We start from the raw sequence: 18077 nt of genomic DNA, 5'->3' as shown, positions 1-18077 counted from the left end.
GCCTGCGCGGCCATTGGTCGAGGGGAAAGCGCGGGGAAAGTAGCGCTTAAGCGCCGTGGCCGACAGTGGATCCACGACCGCAGGCCCCTTGGGCCGTAGGTGTCGACAAGCCCCGAACACCCTGTTGTCGGGGGAGAGGACCGGGATGGAACGGCCAGACATTTACATCGCCTCAGTGGGCACGGCGCTGCCCGGAGACCCCGTGGACAACGCGACGCTCGTCCGCCGCTTCCGACTACCCGCCGTGTGGGAGCAGTGGATCGACGCGTTCGTCGGGACACGGAGCCGGCACTTTTCCATGGACCTGGACACCGGGCGGACGCTTCATACGCTCGCCGATCTGGGCGAAGCGGCGGGGCGCAGGGCGCTGGACACGGCGGGCGTGCCGGTGGAGGACATTGATCTGGTGGTGATGGCCTCCGCGTCGCCCGACATGCTGATGCCTGCCACCGTCAACGTGATCGCCGACCGATTGGGCATCAACGGCGTGCCCACCTATCAACTTCAGTCCGGGTGCACCGGAGCAGTCCAGGCACTGGATGTCGCCTGCCAGATGATGCTCTCCGGGCGACACCAGACCGTGTTGGTGATCGGCGGGGACAGTTGCGCCAAGCATCTGGATCTCGGCATGAACCTCGCCGACATGTCTCCCCACATGCAGGTGAACGTCATGCTGTTCGGTGATGGCGCGGGCGCGGCGGTGCTCACCACTCGTGCACTCGCCGACACCCCCGTACTGCGCCGTGTCTTCACCCGGCTGCAAGGCCGCGGGCGGGAGCCCGGCCAGATCGTCCGCTGGTACGGGCTTGCCGACCGGGAGACCCCCGGCGAGCCGGTGACCGAGGACTTCAAGGCCATCGAGAACTCCGCACCCGGAATGGCGGCCGAGGCGCTGCACGACCTGCTCGCCGACCTGGACTGGAAGAAGGAGGAACTCGACTACATCCTTCCGCCCCAGCTGTCCGGGCGCATGACCCGCCGTGTGCTCGACCACCTGGACGTCCCGGGCGCCGAGGAGATCAGCCGGGTGGAGGAGATCGGTAACACGGTGAACGCCATCCCGTTCTTCCAACTGGAGCAGATATTGCCGGACATGGTTCCGGGGGAGCGGGCCATCGGCATCAGCGTGGAGGCCAGCAAGTGGATCAAAGCCGGATACGCCGTGGAGAAGCCCGCCAGCAAACTGGAGGTTCGATGACTACGCGCCGATCCCTGGACGAGGACGAGGTGGGCAAGCGGCTGCTGGCCATCTTCCAGGAGGTGCTGCAGGTGGACGGTGCGGGACTGGACGACCGAATACCCGATCTCGCAGGGAACTCCATGTCGATCATCAAGGTCGCGGTCGCCATCGAGGCGGAGTTCGGCTCCGAGGTCCCCCTGGAGATGTTCCTGCAGACCCCGTCGGCACGCCAGGTCGCCGCAGCGGTTATCGGGGCCGGACCGTCGAAGGTGACGCGGTGACTTCCGCCGTCGCCACGGCGGACCGTGCGAAGGAGCGCACCCCGCTCACGGACGAAGACCTCCTGCTGCTCCTGATGATCCGCCGCTTCGAGGAGGAGCTGCTGCGACTGTTCGGGGCCGGTCTGCTCAACGGGACTACACACACCTGCCTGGGGCAGGAGTATGTACCGGTCGCCCTGCGGACCCTGATCGGCCTGGAAGATTTCGTCTTCAGCAACCACCGCGGCCATGGTCACTACCTCGCCCGCTACCAGGACCTCCGGGGCCTGCTTGCCGAGATCATGGGGCGTGAGGGGGCGGTCTGCAACGGAGTGGGCGGCAGCCAGCACATCCTGCGTGACCGCTACCTTTCCACCGGCGTCCAGGGGCAGAGCCTGCCGGTGGCCGTGGGAGTGGCGCTCCGGCTGAAGCACGCTGAACCCGGCAGGCTTGTCTGCGCCCACATCGGTGACGGCACCTGGGGTGAGGGATCGGTGTATGAGGCGCTGAATATGGCGGCCCTGTGGCGTCTGCCCCTCCTCGTGGTGGTCGAGCACAACGGCATCGCGCAATCAACGCCGACGACAGCACAGATGGCGGGCACGATCGCCGATCGGGTGAAGGCGTTCGGCATAGACCACCACCGCACCGAGTCAACCGACATCGGTGAGATCCGCGCGGAGCTGGACCCGATGATCCAGCGGTCCCGCGAGGCGAGCCTCCCCCTGGTGGTCGAATTCGCCACCCACCGCGTGGGTCCGCACAGCAAGGGTGACGACACCCGGCCCCCTGACGTCATCGAACGCGCTGAGGCCCACGACTGGCACCGCAGCTACGCGACGGCCTTTCCCGAGCGGTTCGCGCACGCGGACGAGCGGGCCCGGTCCCTCGTCGAAGAAGTTGTTGCGGAAGTACAGGACCTGCCGCCTGCCGTCTGGACGGAACAATGAGAGTAGTCGACAACCTCAACCTCGCACTGCGCTCGGTGCTGGAGCGAGACCCCGAGGCGTATCTGCTCGGCGAAGACATCGTCGATCCCTACGGTGGGGCCTTCAAGGTCACCAAGGGCCTGTCCAGCACGTTCCCCGACCGGGTGCTGTCGACCCCACTCAGTGAAGGCGGCATCGTCGGCGTAGGGGGCGGGCTGGCGCTCGCCGGCAGCCGCGCGATCGTCGAGATCATGTTCGCCGACTTCGTCGCGCTCGCCTTCGACCAGATCGTGAACTTCGCCAGCAAGTCGGTCAGCATGTACGGCAAGCGGGTGCCGATGCCCTTGGTGGTGCGCTGCCCTTCTGGTGGCGGCCGGGGGTACGGCCCCACCCACAGCCAGTCGCCGCAGAAGCATTTCATCGGCGTGCCGGGACTGTCGCTGTACGAGATCTCACCGTTCCACGACAACCAGGCACTACTGCCCGCGATCCTGCGGCGGGCCGTGCCGGCCCTGCTCTTTGAGGACAAGCTCCTCTACGGCCGGCAGATGTACACCGAGGGCGTGGTGGACGACCTGCTTCAGTACGACTTCCCTGCACCTGACGTGGCGCGGGTCTTCGTCGAAACGCCGGACGAGTGCGACTGCGTGCTGATCGCGCCCGGAGGCGTGTCTCAGCGTGCCATCGGGGCCGTTCGCCGGCTCCTGCTGGAGCACGAGATTTCCTGCCAACTCCTTATCCCTGCACGCTTGTACCCTTTGCCCATCGAGGCTCTGCTGCCTGTGCTGCGCGGCGCCGGCAGCGTCTTCGTGGCCGAGGAGAGCGTAGCGGGCGGCACCTGGGGACACGAAGTGGCGCAGCTGGTGCACCGCGCACTGTGGGGTGAGCTGCGCCACCCCGTCACCTTGATCCACTCGCAGGACAGCATCATCCCCACCGCGGGCCATCTGGAGGAGCAGGTCCTGCTCCAGGAGACCACCATCTGCCGGACCGTCGTGGAGACGCTTCGTGACTGACATCCGAGTACCCAAGCTCAACAACAACGACACCCACTACGTGCTGGTGGCGCAGCTGGTGGACGAAGAAGCACCGGTGAAGCCGGATGTCCCGGTCGCCGAGGTGGAGACGTCGAAGGCCGTCGAAGAGCTGGTGTGTGAGGCAGAAGGAGTCCTGCGCTGGCTGGTGCCCGTCGGGGCACAGTGCGCCCCGGGCGAGGTCATTGCCCGGGTGGTCGAGGCGGGGACGCCGCGGGAGGTGACGCCGTCCCGGCCTGCCGCTCGTCCGCAGACGGAGGACGCCGGGCCCCTGATCACCGCCCCCGCACAGCAACTGATCGACGAACTCGGCCTGGACCCTGCCCGTTTGCGGGAACTGGACACGAAGGTCGTGCGGCGAGCGGACGTCGAACGGCTGGCCGCACAGGCCGCGCCGATCGAGTCGGACGCGCGGCACGAACTGCCGCTCGCGCAGCGGGCAGTGGCCCGCACCGTCACCCTCGCGCACACCACCATTCCCGCCGCGTACACCGTCATCGCGGTCGATACGGGGCCGGCACAGCAGGAGATCAGACGCCAGACCGGGGAACTGGGGAAACTCCTGGGGATGCCGGAACTGCTCGTGGCTGCCGTTGCGCGGCTGCACGGAAAGCGGCCGATGTTCTTCGCCGAACTGGTGGACGAGGGCACTGTCCGATTCGCCGACCATCCCCACGTCGGGGTGACCGTCGACATCGGAAAGGGACTGAACGTGCCCGTGGTCAAGGACGCGGACGAGCTCGCCTTCCCGGCACTCGTCGACGTGCTGAACGGATTCCGGCGCACCGCGATCCGCGGCCGGTTTCGCGAAGTCGACCTGGCCGGGGCGAACATCGGCGTCACCTTGCACAACGCCCCCGACATCGTGCACGCCATACCGATGATCTTCCCCGGCCAGGTGTGTGCACTGGCGCTGTCCGGCACTCGGGACGAAGTGGTTCCCGATGCGAACGGCGGGACCCGGGTCCGGCCGACAGTCAACATCGGTCTGGCCTACGACCACCGTGTCATCAACGGCAAGGACGCCGTCGATTTCCTGCAGGACGTCAAGGAAGCGCTGGAACACCCGGAGGGACTGACACACTGAGCGCACCACCAAGGTGCCGCCCGTCGACGCGACGGGCGGCACCTTGGTGTCCGGTTCCCGTTGGCCGCCGACAGCGCGCAGCGAACCAGCCTTGGCGGGACTGGTTCGCTGGGTGCTGGCGGCAATCCGCGCGGGGCCTCGATCGAGGGGCGTGGACCGATGAGAGGATGCGAGAGGCGAGCAGCCGGGCAGGAGGGGACGCGTCAGGCGGGTACGTTGATGGACTTCAGGCGCACGTAGGCGTCGAGTCCTTCGGGGCCGTTTTCGTAGCCGAGCCCGCTGTTCTTGCGTCCGCCGAAGGGCGCGCTGGTGTCCATGGCCCAGCCGTTGACGCCGATGCTTCCGGTCTCGATCCGGCGGGCCACCTGCAGGCCGTGCTCGGCGTCCGCCGTCCAGACGCTGCCGGCCAGGCCGTAACCGCTGTCGTTGGCGAGGGCGACCGCCTGCTCCTCGTCGTCGTACGGCAACACCAGGACGACCGGCCCGAAGACCTCCTCCTGGGCAATGCGCAGGCTCGTGGTGACGTCCGCGAGGACGGTCGGTTCGTAGAACCAGCCGGTACCCAGGCCGACCGGGCGACCTCCGCCGGTGACCAGCCGCGCTCCTTGGGCCCGGGCGCCGCGGACGTGTTCCTCGACACGGTCGCGCTGCCGGGCGGAGATCAGCGGACCCATCGTGGTGTCCGGAGCCATGGGATCGCCCGGCCGGAGCCCTTCGGCGACACCTTGCAAGACAGAGACGAATTCGGCGTAGCGCCGTCGAGGGGCAAGCACACGGGAGTTCAGGTAGCAGGACTGCCCGGCGTTGGCGAACCCCAGGAAGGCCAGCCCCGCGGAAACGGCGCTGGCGTCGGCGTCGTCCAGGATCACGGCGGCCGACTTGCCTCCGAGTTCCAGGGTGACCGGGGCGAACCGCTCCGCGCAGACGCGGGCGACGTCCCGGCCTGCCGCCGTAGAGCCGGTGAACGCCACCTTCGCCACACGTGGGTGGGCCACCAGGGCCCGGGCGGTGTCAGCACCACCAGTCACCACGTTGAGAACCCCCGGGGGAAGGCCGGCCTCGGTGGCCAGCTCAGCCAGCGCCACGGCGTCGAACGGTGTCTCCGGGGCAGGCTTGAGGACGACGGTGCAGCCGGCCGCCAGCGCCGGCCCGAGCTTCATGCCGATGAGAGCGAGCGGATAGTTCCACGGCACGACCAGCCCGGCGACGCCGGCAGCCTCCCGGCGGACCACGATCGGGCTCCCTCGGCCCTGCCGACGCTCCTCCACGGGGGTGGTGCGGGCCAACTCGGCGTAATACCGCAGTTGGTGTGCCAGAGCCTGCGGATTGAACCTGGTGGAGAAGGCCAGTGGCATGCCGTTCTCAGCGGTGATCAGGGTGGCAAGCTGGTCTGCCCGGGCATCGACCAGGGCCGCCAGCGCGTCGATGAGCGCGGCACGCTCGGCGGCCGGTCGTCCGGCCCATTCCGGCAGGGCGGCGTGCGCCGCCCCCACCGCACTATCGACGTCCTCGGGCGTGCCGTCGGCCGCGTGTCCCAGCACCTTCTCGGTGGCGGGATTGATGACGTCGATGCGCTCGTCGCCGGCGGAGGCGCGCCGACCGCCGTTCACATAGAGATGGTCGGAGATCTCGAACATGTCCGTTCCTTGGATCGTCGGCCCTGCGAAGTCGGTGCGGCGCGCACTCCACGGTGCGTGGCGGTCCGGTCAGATGCCCACTTCGAACATCCAGCGGTGCCGGTTGGTGTCCACAGCCTTGGTGACGCGGGTCTCCTGGACGTCGCGTCGCTCGATGACGCGCATCCCCGTCTGCTCGATCTCCTTCTCCAGGGCGGTAGCGGAGACCAGGTGGTTCCAGTGCGCGTAGAGCACGTTGTGGGTGACCTCGCCGTCCTCGATCCGCTGGCTGAGGATGCTCATCAGGCGCAGTTTCTGGTCGGGGTCGAAGTACTCGATCAGCGAACAGAACGTCGGTGCCGTTCCGTCATGGGCGACGAACGCGTGCTTCTGCTCCACGGCGCTCGTGCCGTCCTGCAGATCGGGGTGCTCCGGCAGAGTCAGCAGGAACCGGCCGCCCTCGTTGAGGTGCTCGCGTACGGATCGGAACAGGCCGGCCCGCTGCTCCTCGTCGAGCATCCACACGGTGCCCATGCCGAGCACCACCAGGTCGAACCGACGACCTAGGGAGAAGTCGCTCATGTCGCTGTGCACCGTGGTCAACTGGTCCGCGTAGTCGGCCCATTCCGGCTCCTTCAGCCGGTCGGCGAGCCGTTCGAGCATGTCGGGCGACGAGTCGAGTCCGACGACGGTGTAGCCGTCCTTGAGGAAGGGCAGCGTCGTGCGTCCGTTGCCGCAGGCGAGCTCCAGCACCGTGCCGCGGTGGCGGCCGGCGATGCTGAGGAAGTCGTCGATCTCGGCCCGGTCGTTGCTCATCATCCTGTCGTAGAGCTGCGAGCCATCCGGCCCGTACAGGTCGTGGATGGGGAGTTTCGGACCGAAGGCATCAGCAATCTTCGCTGCGAGTCCGAGCAGCGGCCGTGCGCTCTCCGTCATGGGTGAGCCTTTCGTGTGAGACCGAATGGGGCCAACGCCGGACACGCTCGGGGAGCGGTCTAAAGCCTGGCTAACGGAGCGCTAACCGGCGGCGGGGAGTGGCGGCGCGAGCGCGTGATTTAGCGGGCACCAAGATGTGCCTAAGTGGCGTGGATAAGGCTCGACGGTCTGGTCCGACCACCATTCGGCGGGGAGAGAGTGCCTGATGAACAACGAGCAGAAGCTCCGCGACTACCTGAAGCGCGCCACCGGGGAGTTGCACCGGACTCGTCGGCAGCTGGCCGAGCTCGAAGCACGGGCTGCGGAGCCGATTGCGGTGGTGGGGATGGCGTGTCGGTTCCCGGGTGGGATTGCGGGGCCGGAGGATTTGTGGCGTTTTGTTGTGGGTGGTGGTGATGCGGTGTCGGGGTTTCCTGTGAATAGGGGGTGGGATTTGGGGGGGTTGTTTGATGCGGATCCGGATTGTGTGGGGACGTCGTATGTGCGTCATGGTGGGTTTTTGCATGATGCGGATGAGTTTGATGCCGGGTTTTTTGGTGTGAGTCCGCGTGAGGCGGCGGCGATTGATCCGCAGCAGCGGTTGTTGTTGGAGGTGGCGTGGGAGGCGTTTGAGGGTGCGGGTATTGATGTGGGGGGTGTGCGGGGTTCGGATACGGGTGTTTTTGTTGGGGTGATGTACAACGATTATGCGTCGCGGTTGCGTCCTGTTCCGGCGGCGTATGAGGGGTATATGGGGACGGGTAGTGCGGGGAGTGTGGCGTCGGGGCGTTTGGCTTATTCGTTTGGTTTTGAGGGGCCGGCGGTGACGGTGGATACGGCGTGTTCTTCGTCGTTGGTGTCGTTGCATTTGGCGGCGGGGGCGTTGCGTGGGGGTGAGTGTTCGCTGGCGTTGGCGGGTGGTGTGACGGTGATGTCGACGCCGAATACTTTTGTGGAGTTTAGTCGGCAGCGGGGTTTGGCGCCTGATGGTCGTTGTAAGGCGTTTGCGCGGGGGGCGGATGGTACGGGGTGGTCTGAGGGTGTGGGGTTGGTGCTTTTGGAGCGTCTTTCTGATGCGCGGCGGCGGGGGCATCGGGTGTTGGCGTTGTTGCGTGGTTCTGCGGTGAATCAGGATGGTGCGAGTAATGGTTTGACTGCTCCGAATGGTCCGTCGCAGGAGCGGGTGGTGCGTTTGGCGTTGGCGTCTGCTGGGGTGTCGGCGGGTGAGGTCGATGCGGTGGAGGCGCATGGTACGGGGACGGCGTTGGGTGATCCGGTTGAGGCGCAGGCGTTGTTGGCGACGTATGGGCGGGATCGTGAGCGGCCGTTGTGGTTGGGGTCGGTGAAGTCGAATCTTGGGCATACGCAGGCCGCTGCGGGGGTGGCGGGTGTGATCAAGATGGTGATGGCGATGGAGCGGGGGTGGTTGCCGGCTTCTTTGCATGTGGATGAGGTGTCTGAGCATGTGGATTGGTCGTCGGGTGCGGTGCGGGTGTTGCAGGAGGGGGTGGCGTGGCCTGAGACGGGTGGGCCGCGGCGGGTGGGGGTGTCCGCGTTCGGGATCAGCGGGACGAATGCGCATGTGATCCTTGAACAGGCGCCGTCGGAGGAGCTGGTCGGGGGCGTGGCGGAGCCGGAGCGGGCTGGCCTGGTGGGTGAGTTTCCCTGGTTGTTGTCCGCGCGTTCGGAGGCGGCTTTGCGTGCCCAGGCCGCCCGCCTCCTCATCCACCTCGATACCCATCCGGAAGCCAACCCGGCCAATGTGGCCTATTCTCTCGCCACCACGCGCACTCCGCTGGAATACCGGGCCGCCGTCGTTGCCGGCGACCGCACTGGATATGAACAGACGCTGCAGGAATTGGCCTCGGGTCAGTTCGGCGATGACGTGCTCACCGGAACCTCCAGCCAACTGGGCAAGCTTGCTTTTGTGTTCAGTGGGCAGGGGAGTCAGCGGTTGGGGATGGGGCGGGAGTTGTATGAGTCTTCGCCGGTTTTTGCGGAGGCTTTTGATGAGGTGTGCGGTTTGTTGGACGGGCAGTTGGGCTGTTCGTTGCGTGCGGTGGTGTTTGCGGAGCCGGGTTCTTCCGAGGCCGAGTTGTTGGGGCGGACGCGTTATACGCAGGCGGCGTTGTTCGCTTTGGAGGTGGCGCTTTTCCGGCTGATGGAGCATGGGGGTGTGCGTCCTGATTTTGTGTTGGGGCATTCCATCGGTGAGGTGGTTGCGGCGCATGTGGCGGGGGTGTTGTCGCTGGCGGATGCCTGTGTGTTGGTGGGGCATCGTGGGCGGTTGATGGGGTCGGTGGACGAGCCGGGTGCGATGTTCGCTGTGGAGGCGAGTGAGGAGGAAGTCCGCGGGGTTTTGGTGGAGGGTGCGTGGGGTCGGTTGGGTGTGGCGGCGGTCAATGGTCCCCGGGCGGTGGTGGTTTCGGGTGATGTGGTGGCAGCGGGGGAGTTGGCTGCGGTTTTCGCTGAGCGGGGGCGGCGGACGCGTCGTCTGGCGGTCAGTCATGCGTTTCATTCGTGCCACATGGATGCGGTGTTGGCGGAGTTCGAGGGAATTGTTGCCGGGTTGACGTTGCGGGAGCCGGTGATTCCTGTGGTGTCGAATGTCACCGGTGAGGTGGCGACGGCGGCGGAAATGTGTTCGGCGGGGTATTGGGCGCGGCACATCCGGGAGGCGGTGCGGTTCGCCGACGGGATCCAGTGGCTGTACGACAACGGGACCCGGACCTTCCTCGAACTCGGCCCCGACAGCGCCCTCAGCGCCACAGGCCAGATATGCCTGGCCGAGCGGTCAGATGTACAACTCCTGTCCCTTCTGCGCCGCCAGGGGGACGACGGCGCCACCGCGGCCCGCGCACTGGGAGCGCTGCACGTACGCGGTGCGGTGGTCGACTGGCAGGCGCTCTTCTCCGCATCCCGCGCGCATCGCATCGAGCTCCCGACTTACGCGTTCCAGCGCCGGCGCTACTGGCTCGACCCCGCCCCTGGTGCGGTGGGCAGGCAGTCCGGCCTGCTGCCGGTCGAGCACCCGGTGCTCCTCGCCTCGGTCCGCGTGGCCAATGACGACGGGCTGCTGTTGACCGGCCGGATCTCGCTCAATGACCAGCCGTGGATCGCTGACCACGCCATCGACGGGACCGTGCTGCTGCCCGGCACCTCCTTTGTCGAGCTCGCCGCCTACGCCGGCGAGCAGGTCGGCTATGGAACCGTCGCCGACCTGACCATCGAAGCTCCGCTGCCCCTCGTGCCCGGCCCGGGAGCCGACCTGCAGATTTCCGTCGGACGGCTGGACGACGACGGGAACCTACCGGTCAGCATCCACTCCAGGTACCTCGGTGACTCCCAGGAAACGGACCTCGGCGAGGAGTGGACCTGCCACGCCCGCGGCAGCCTCGCTCCCTCGCCCGCTGCTGTGCCGACCGCCCGCACCGGGTCGTGGCTGCCGCACGGCGCGCAGAGCCTGGAGACCGATGCCCTCTACGACCGGCTGGAGGACATTGGCTACCACTATGGTCCAGCCTTCCGGGGCGTGCGCGCGGCCTGGCGACTGGGAGACGAACTCTACGTCGACCTCGCCGCCGGCGGCGGTGGCGAGGACGGGGAGACGGGGGCAGGGTTCGCTGTCGATCCCGCACTGCTCGACGCCGCCCTGCATGCAGTCGCCCTGAAGGAGGGAGCGCTGGCCGACGACCGGGTGAGCGTCCCCTTCCACTGGGCGGGAGTGCGACTGTTCCCCACGGCGGGGCGGCCGGCGCACGCGCGCCTGAAGTTCGCCGACGACGCCACCCTCTCTCTGCTCATCACTGACTCCACCGGGGCCCCGGTGGCCGCGGTGGAAGCCCTGACGCTGCGCAACATGGCGCTGTCCGCCGCACAAGCCGGTTCCCCCGTACCGCCGCTGTACCGCGTCGACTGGTCGCGGCTGCCCGAATCCGGTCCGGCCGGCGAACCTGGGGACGCCGCCCCCATCGCCGTCCTCGGCACCGACGATCTCGGCATCCCCGGCGCTCGCACCTACGCCGACCTGCGTGCCCTGACGCAGGCGGTGGACGCCGGCCTGCCCACCCCCAGCTGGGTGCTCGCCACGTGCGGTGCACGATCCGAGGTCGGCGAGGGGGCCGCCGCCGAGGACGGTCGCGCCGTGGCCGAACTCGCCCTGGACCGGGTGCGCGAGTGGCTGATCGCCGACGGATTGGCGGCGGCCCGCCTCGTGCTGCTCACCGAGGACGCCCTGGCGGTGCGGGACGGCGATCGGGTGGACGGGCTCGCCCAGGCGCCGGTGTGGGGACTGGTACGCAGTGCGCAGAACGAGCATCCCGACCGCCTGGTCCTGCTCGACACCGATGCGGACACGGCATCTCGACAGCGGATCGCGGCAGCCCTGGCGCTCGGCGAGCCCCAACTCGCCCTGCGCGGCGGATCCGTGTACGTACCGCGGTTGGCACGGATGGCCCCCCACCGAGGAGCTGCTGCGGACACCGCCGCAACGACGGCCGGCCCGGCCGCCTTCGATCGCGACGGCACTGTGCTCATCACCGGTGGTACGGGCGCCCTCGGCGCCCTGGTGGCCCGACATCTGGCCACCGCACACGGCGTGCGACACCTGCTGCTGGTCGGCCGGCGGGGAGACGACGCGCCGGGCGCCGCGGAACTAGTCCGCGAGCTGGCCGAGTGCGGTGCGACGGCGCACATTGTCGCCTGCGACGTGGCGGACCGTGACGCGCTCGCCGGTCTGTTGGCCTCGGTCTCCGCGGACCGGCCGATCAGCGCCGTTATCCACACCGCTGGCGTGGTCGATGACACTGTCGTCTCCGGGCTCGACGCGGAACGGCTGCGGCGCGTACTGCGCCCGAAGATGGACGCCGCCTGGAACCTCCACCGCCTCACGGCGGAGCTGGACGTCAAGGAGTTCATCCTGTTTTCCTCGCTCGCCGGAGTGATCGGCAACGCGGGCCAGGCGAACTACGCGGCCGGCAACGCATTCCTCGATGCCCTGGCGCAGCACCGCAGGGCCCGCGGGCTACCGGCCACTTCAATGGCCTGGGGCTTGTGGAGCCGATCCAGCGGGCTGACGGGAAACCTCGGCGCTGCCGACCTCGCCCGGTTGGAGCGCAGCGGGCTGCCGGCACTCTCCGACCACCAGGGCACGGCGCTGTTCGACGCGGCCCGCGCCACCGTGGAGCCGCTGCTGATCACCGCGCGGTTCGACGTCGCCCGGATACGCGCCGCAGCCGAGGCCGTCCCGCCGCTCCTACGCCAACTGGCCGGCGGAGCACGGGCCGACGCAGGCGGCGGGACGGCACGCGTTCCGCAACTCGCCGATCGACTGCGCGCGCTGGATCCCGAGCAGCGGAGGCGGGAACTGCTTGCCCTGGTGCGTTCGCGGGTCGCCGAGGTCCTCGGCCACGAGACGCTGGAGAGCGTGGCGGCCGACCGCACCTTCCGTGACGCCGGTTTCGATTCGCTGACCGCGGTCGAACTGCGCAACCGGCTGAACACCGCCACCGGGCTGAAGCTGCCTGCGACCTTGGTCTTCGACCACCCCACGCCTTCCGCACTCGGTGCGTTCCTCCACGCGACGCTCTTCGCTGACGAGGAGTCAACAGCCACCCCTGAGACCGGTCGCACCGGCGTCGTCGATGCTGCGGAGCCGATTGCGGTGGTGGGGATGGCGTGTCGGTTCCCGGGTGGGATTGCGGGGCCGGAGGATTTGTGGCGTTTTGTTGTGGGTGGTGGTGATGCGGTGTCGGGGTTTCCTGTGAATAGGGGGTGGGATTTGGGGGGGTTGTTTGATGCGGATCCGGATTGTGTGGGGACGTCGTATGTGCGTCATGGTGGGTTTTTGCATGATGCGGATGAGTTTGATGCCGGGTTTTTTGGTGTGAGTCCGCGTGAGGCGGCGGCGATTGATCCGCAGCAGCGGTTGTTGTTGGAGGTGGCGTGGGAGGCGTTTGAGGGTGCGGGTATTGATGTGGGGGGTGTGCGGGGTTCGGATACGGGTGTTTTTGTTGGGGTGATGTACAACGATTATGCGTCGCGGTTGCGTCCTGTTCCGGCGGCGTATGAGGGGTATATGGGGACGGGTAGTGCGGGGAGTGTGGCGTCGGGGCGTTTGGCTTATTCGTTTGGTTTTGAGGGGCCGGCGGTGACGGTGGATACGGCGTGTTCTTCGTCGTTGGTGTCGTTGCATTTGGCGGCGGGGGCGTTGCGTGGGGGTGAGTGTTCGCTGGCGTTGGCGGGTGGTGTGACGGTGATGTCGACGCCGAATACTTTTGTGGAGTTTAGTCGGCAGCGGGGTTTGGCGCCTGATGGTCGTTGTAAGGCGTTTGCGCGGGGGGCGGATGGTACGGGGTGGTCTGAGGGTGTGGGGTTGGTGCTTTTGGAGCGTCTTTCTGATGCGCGGCGGCGGGGGCATCGGGTGTTGGCGTTGTTGCGTGGTTCTGCGGTGAATCAGGATGGTGCGAGTAATGGTTTGACTGCTCCGAATGGTCCGTCGCAGGAGCGGGTGGTGCGTTTGGCGTTGGCGTCTGCTGGGGTGTCGGCGGGTGAGGTCGATGCGGTGGAGGCGCATGGTACGGGGACGGCGTTGGGTGATCCGGTTGAGGCGCAGGCGTTGTTGGCGACGTATGGGCGGGATCGTGAGCGGCCGTTGTGGTTGGGGTCGGTGAAGTCGAATCTTGGGCATACGCAGGCCGCTGCGGGGGTGGCGGGTGTGATCAAGATGGTGATGGCGATGGAGCGGGGGTGGTTGCCGGCTTCTTTGCATGTGGATGAGGTGTCTGAGCATGTGGATTGGTCGTCGGGTGCGGTGCGGGTGTTGCAGGAGGGGGTGGCGTGGCCTGAGACGGGTGGGCCGCGGCGGGTGGGGGTGTCCGCGTTCGGGATCAGCGGGACGAATGCGCATGTGATCCTTGAACAGGCGCCGTCGGAGGAGCTGGTCGGGGGCGTGGCGGAGCCGGAGCGGGCTGGCCTGGTGGGTGAGTTTCCCTGGTTGTTGTCCGCGCGTTCGGAGGCGGCTTTGCGTGCCCAGGCCGCCCGCCTCCTCACCCATCTCGACACCCACCCGGAAGCCAACCCGGCCGACATCGGATACTCCCTCGCCACCACGCGCACCGCACTTGACCTGCGCGTCGCAGCCGTGGGCCGGGACCTGGCCGACTTCCGACGTGGCCTGGCTGCCCTCGCAGACGGCGAGCAACAGCCGACCGGTACGGTGCGCGGCACCGCCGACCCTGCCGCCAAGCTTGCTTTTGTGTTCAGTGGGCAGGGGAGTCAGCGGTTGGGGATGGGGCGGGAGTTGTATGAGTCTTCGCCGGTTTTTGCGGAGGCTTTTGATGAGGTGTGCGGTTTGTTGGACGGGCAGTTGGGCTGTTCGTTGCGTGCGGTGGTGTTTGCGGAGCCGGGTTCTTCCGAGGCCGAGTTGTTGGGGCGGACGCGTTATACGCAGGCGGCGTTGTTCGCTTTGGAGGTGGCGCTTTTCCGGCTGATGGAGCATGGGGGTGTGCGTCCTGATTTTGTGTTGGGGCATTCCATCGGTGAGGTGGTTGCGGCGCATGTGGCGGGGGTGTTGTCGCTGGCGGATGCCTGTGTGTTGGTGGGGCATCGTGGGCGGTTGATGGGGTCGGTGGACGAGCCGGGTGCGATGTTCGCTGTGGAGGCGAGTGAGGAGGAAGTCCGCGGGGTTTTGGTGGAGGGTGCGTGGGGTCGGTTGGGTGTGGCGGCGGTCAATGGTCCCCGGGCGGTGGTGGTTTCGGGTGATGTGGTGGCAGCGGGGGAGTTGGCTGCGGTTTTCGCTGAGCGGGGGCGGCGGACGCGTCGTCTGGCGGTCAGTCATGCGTTTCATTCGTGCCACATGGATGCGGTGTTGGCGGAGTTCGAGGGAATTGTTGCCGGGTTGACGTTGCGGGAGCCGGTGATTCCTGTGGTGTCGAATGTCACCGGTGAGGTGGCGACGGCGGCGGAAATGTGTTCGGCGGGGTATTGGGCGCGGCACATCCGGGAGGCGGTGCGGTTCGCCGACGGGATCCAGTGGCTGTACGACAACGGGACCCGGACCTTCCTCGAACTCGGCCCCGACAGCGCCCTCAGCGCCATGGTGCAAAACGTCCTCACCAGTCCGGAGGACCAGATAGCGGCTGCAGCGGCGCTGCGGCGCGATAAACCGGAGCACCGGACCGTGGCAACGGCTCTGTCCGAAGCCGCACTAGGCGGCCGAGAGTTGAACTGGGACAAGGTGTTCCCCGGGGCCCGCGTCGTCCCTCTGCCGACGTACCCCTTCCAGCGCACCCGCCACTGGCTGGACGCGCCTGCCCCGGCCATCGGGGCTGGCGCCCTGGGGCTCGACACCGTCGACCATCCGCTGCTGACCGCCGCACTCGACCTCTCCGACGAGGGCAGAACGGTGCTGACCGGCCTGGTGTCCCTCGACACCCACCCGTGGCTCGCCGACCACTCGGTCGCCGGCACGGCCCTCGTCCCGGCCTCCGCCCTGCTGGACCTCGCCCTCTGCGCTGGCGACCGCGTCGGCTGCCCTTCTGTAGACGCCTTGCTCCTTGAGGAGCCGCTGCCGCTGCCGGAACGAGCAGCCGTCCGGCTGCGCGTCACCGTGGGGCCGTCTCAGGACAACGGGGCGCGCGCGGTCGCGGTTCACTCCAGCAGCCGCGAGGGTGAGTGGACCCAGCACGCCACGGGCACGCTCGCCCCGCTGCCGCAGCCGGCTTTCCACGCGACGGAGACCTGGCCGCCCGTCGACGCGGCCCCCGTCGACCTGACTGGCCTGTACGAGCGGCTTGCCGACCGGGGTTACGAATACGGGCCGGCCTTCCGCGGACTGCGTGCCGCGTGGCAGCTCGACGACGCGTACTACGTCGAGGTGACCGCGACCGAGGAGCGCGACCGCCCGGCTGTCTTCGGCGTGCATCCTGCGGCACTCGACGCGGCACTGCACGTGCTCGCGGACGCGACCGCGGGCGGTGCGGAGGAAAACCTGCGGCTGCCCTACTCGTGGTCCGGGGCCCGGCTCTGGTCCGCCGGGGCGACGAGCCTGCGGGTGAGGCTCACCACGGGTGGTGACGAGATCTCCTTGGAGATCGCCGACGAACAGGGTGAACCGGTCGCCTCCATAGCGTCGTTGTCGCTGGCGGAGGTGCCTGCCGAACGACTGAGGCGGCTTACCCGGGCCGGTACCACCGGCCTGCTGCTTGACTGGCAATTGGCCGAGCCGGCGAACGGTAGGGGCGGTTCCGATTCCGGGTACACCGTGCTCGGCGACGACCCCCTCTCACTCGCCGAACGTGCCGACGGGCCTGTTGCACGGAGCGCGTCGCTGGATGACGCCCCGAACTCGGGGATACTGATGGTCTCGTGCGTGTCCCCGGGCACCACAGTCGAAGACCCGATCGCCCCGATGCACTCCACCGTCCGCCGCACTGCCGAGCTGTGCGCGCGTTGGCTGGCCGACGACCGACTGTCGGACACCCGCATGGCGGTGGTCACCCGGCGCGCCGTCGCCGGCGCATCGGAGGAGGACGTCGAGGACCTGGCGGCCGCAGCTGTGTGGGGGCTGCTCCGGTCCGCCCAGAATGAACACCCTGGCCGCCTCGTCCTGGTGGATACCGACGAGGGCTCGCTGGACGCGGTGCCCGCCGCGCTCGCCACGGGCCGTCCGCAGATGGTGCTCCGCGACGGCCGGGTGCGTGTACCCCGCCTCGTGCGCCCGGACTCCTCGGGAAACGGCCGGCAGCGGATCACCTCCGACGGCACCGTCCTGATCACCGGCGGCACCGGTGCCCTCGGCGTACTCCTCGCCCGGCATCTGGTGAGCGAACACGGGGCACGCCACCTGTTGCTTGTGAGCCGCCGAGGGCCGGCGGCTCCGGGCGCGGAAGAACTGGTCCGTGACCTCTCCGAACTCGGCGCCCAAGTGGATGTCGCTGCCTGCGACGTTGCGGACCCGGATGCCCTGGCCGCTCTGCTGCGCCAGATACCCGACGAGCGACCGCTGACCGCCGTCATCCACGCGGCCGGAGTCGTCGAGGACGCCACCGTCGGGTCGCTGCGGCCGGAGCAGCTTGACCGGGTGCTTCGGGCCAAGGCCGACGCAGCGTGGCACCTGCACCGCCTCACTGAGGGCCTGCCGCTGGAGAGCTTCGTCCTGTTCTCCTCCTTCGCGGCGATCGCCGGAAATCCTGGCCAGGGCGCTTACGCGGCGGCGAACGCCTTCCTCGACGCGTTGAGCCAGCGACGGCACGCCGCCGGGCTGCCCGCCGTGTCCCTTGCATGGGGCGTATGGGCTGGCGAAGGCATGGCCGAGCGGCTGGGCGACGACGACCTCGCCCGGCTGAGCCGGACCGGGCTGCGGCCCGCCGAGACCTCCGACGCGCTCGCCCGCTTCGACGCCGCGCTCGGCGCGTCCACACCACACCTGGCTCCCGTCGAGCTGGTACCGAGGGCACTGGCGTCGCTGGCCGAAGCGGGCCAATTGCCGGAAATCTTCCGACAATTGACGCCCGCCGTACGCCGGCGGACTGGCGACACGAGTGGCGTCCTGAGCCTGCCGCGCCGCCTGGCTTCGTTGGAGACCAGCGCCGAACGCGAGGCGCTGCTGCTCGATCACGTCCGATCGATCGTGGGGATGGTGCTCGGCTACGCCACGACGCATCCCGGCCCTGAACCCGACCGCGCCTTCAGCGAACTCGGCTTTGATTCGCTGACCGCCGTCGAGCTGCGCAACCGGTTCGCCGGCAGCACGGGCCTGGAGCTTCCCGCCACGCTCGTCTTCGACCATCCAACACCAGCCGCGGTGGCCGGCTACCTGAGGGACCGGATGGCCCCCGCGGAACCCGAACCCGTCGTGGCTGCGGCGCCCACCGCGCTCAGCCGGGCCCCCCGCCCGCCCGTCGACCAAAACGACCGGGCGGAGGCGTCTGTTGAGGTCGCCGACCTCATCCGGGAGTCCAGCGTGGCGGGCGTCCTGGAATTCATCGATCGGCAATTGGGACGCGCCACTGAGATCGCGTCGCACACTGCCTCCGCGACCGAAGGGAGTTGATCC

At 68.2% G+C, this 18077-nt stretch carries 8 protein-coding genes; 6 read left to right on the top strand and 2 right to left on the bottom strand.

The annotated features are described in order from the left end of the window. Nucleotides 1-145: 145 nt before the first annotated feature. From JNO44_RS42245 to JNO44_RS42225, 5 genes are read left to right on the top strand one after another with little or no spacing between them, the layout of a single operon-like run. Nucleotides 146-1198: a 3-oxoacyl-ACP synthase III family protein gene (locus tag JNO44_RS42245; RefSeq protein WP_205371423.1), complete on the top strand. Its 1053-nt coding sequence runs from the start codon at nt 146-148 to the stop codon at nt 1196-1198. After that, entirely contained in the window at nt 1195-1461 is a 267-nt protein-coding gene (locus tag JNO44_RS42240) for a phosphopantetheine-binding protein (protein WP_205369212.1), read from the top strand. The genes JNO44_RS42245 and JNO44_RS42240 overlap by 4 nt, the downstream gene beginning before the upstream one ends. Then, on the top strand, nt 1458-2390 hold the full coding sequence (locus tag JNO44_RS42235) for a thiamine pyrophosphate-dependent dehydrogenase E1 component subunit alpha (RefSeq protein WP_240167907.1): 933 nt from the start codon (nt 1458-1460) through the stop codon (nt 2388-2390). The genes JNO44_RS42240 and JNO44_RS42235 overlap by 4 nt, the downstream gene beginning before the upstream one ends. Continuing rightward, a complete protein-coding gene (locus tag JNO44_RS42230) occupies nt 2387-3385 on the top strand; it encodes an alpha-ketoacid dehydrogenase subunit beta (protein ID WP_205369211.1) in 999 nt (332 codons plus the stop codon). The genes JNO44_RS42235 and JNO44_RS42230 overlap by 4 nt, the downstream gene beginning before the upstream one ends. Further along, complete coding sequence (locus tag JNO44_RS42225) at nt 3378-4490, top strand: 2-oxo acid dehydrogenase subunit E2 (RefSeq protein ID WP_205369210.1); 1113 nt, start codon at nt 3378-3380, stop codon at nt 4488-4490. Before JNO44_RS42230 ends, JNO44_RS42225 begins: the two co-directional genes overlap by 8 nt. Nucleotides 4491-4693: 203 nt before the next feature. Here the strand turns inward: JNO44_RS42225 and JNO44_RS42220 are convergent, their stop codons facing one another. Both JNO44_RS42220 and mpaM read right to left on the bottom strand, forming a co-directional pair. After that, nucleotides 4694-6127 (bottom strand): aldehyde dehydrogenase, encoded by a 1434-nt coding sequence (locus JNO44_RS42220; RefSeq protein WP_205369209.1) that lies wholly within the window; start codon nt 6125-6127, stop codon nt 4694-4696. Nucleotides 6128-6196: 69 nt separating this feature from the next. Further along, entirely contained in the window at nt 6197-7042 is an 846-nt protein-coding gene (gene mpaM, locus JNO44_RS42215) for a daptide-type RiPP biosynthesis methyltransferase (protein ID WP_205369208.1), read from the bottom strand. Between the two features lie 205 nt (nt 7043-7247). On the opposite strand from mpaM, the gene JNO44_RS42210 reads away from it, so the two are divergent. Further along, nucleotides 7248-18074 carry a type I polyketide synthase gene (locus tag JNO44_RS42210; protein WP_205369207.1) on the top strand — a complete coding sequence of 3609 codons (10827 nt, stop codon included), beginning with the start codon at nt 7248-7250 and terminating at the stop codon, nt 18072-18074. Nucleotides 18075-18077: the final 3 nt, after the last annotated feature.

The sequence above is a fragment of the Streptomyces noursei genome (genome assembly GCF_016917755.1).
Classification (GTDB): domain Bacteria; phylum Actinomycetota; class Actinomycetes; order Streptomycetales; family Streptomycetaceae; genus Streptomyces; species Streptomyces yunnanensis.
The sequence above is the reverse complement of the archived record's forward strand: the minus strand, read 5'-3'. Positions and strand labels throughout refer to the sequence as shown.

What these genes read in the sequence shown, in the direction of transcription:
- JNO44_RS42245 (WP_205371423.1), top strand. Translation starts at nt 146, where the DNA reads ATGGAACGGCCAGACATTTACATCGCCTCAGTGGGCACGGCGCTGCCC.
- JNO44_RS42240 (WP_205369212.1), top strand. Translation starts at nt 1,195, where the DNA reads ATGACTACGCGCCGATCCCTGGACGAGGACGAGGTGGGCAAGCGGCTG.
- JNO44_RS42230 (WP_205369211.1), top strand. Translation starts at nt 2,387, where the DNA reads ATGAGAGTAGTCGACAACCTCAACCTCGCACTGCGCTCGGTGCTGGAG.
- JNO44_RS42220 (WP_205369209.1), bottom strand. Translation starts at nt 6,127, where the DNA reads ATGTTCGAGATCTCCGACCATCTCTATGTGAACGGCGGTCGGCGCGCC.
- mpaM (WP_205369208.1), bottom strand. Translation starts at nt 7,042, where the DNA reads ATGACGGAGAGCGCACGGCCGCTGCTCGGACTCGCAGCGAAGATTGCT.
- JNO44_RS42210 (WP_205369207.1), top strand. Translation starts at nt 7,248, where the DNA reads ATGAACAACGAGCAGAAGCTCCGCGACTACCTGAAGCGCGCCACCGGG.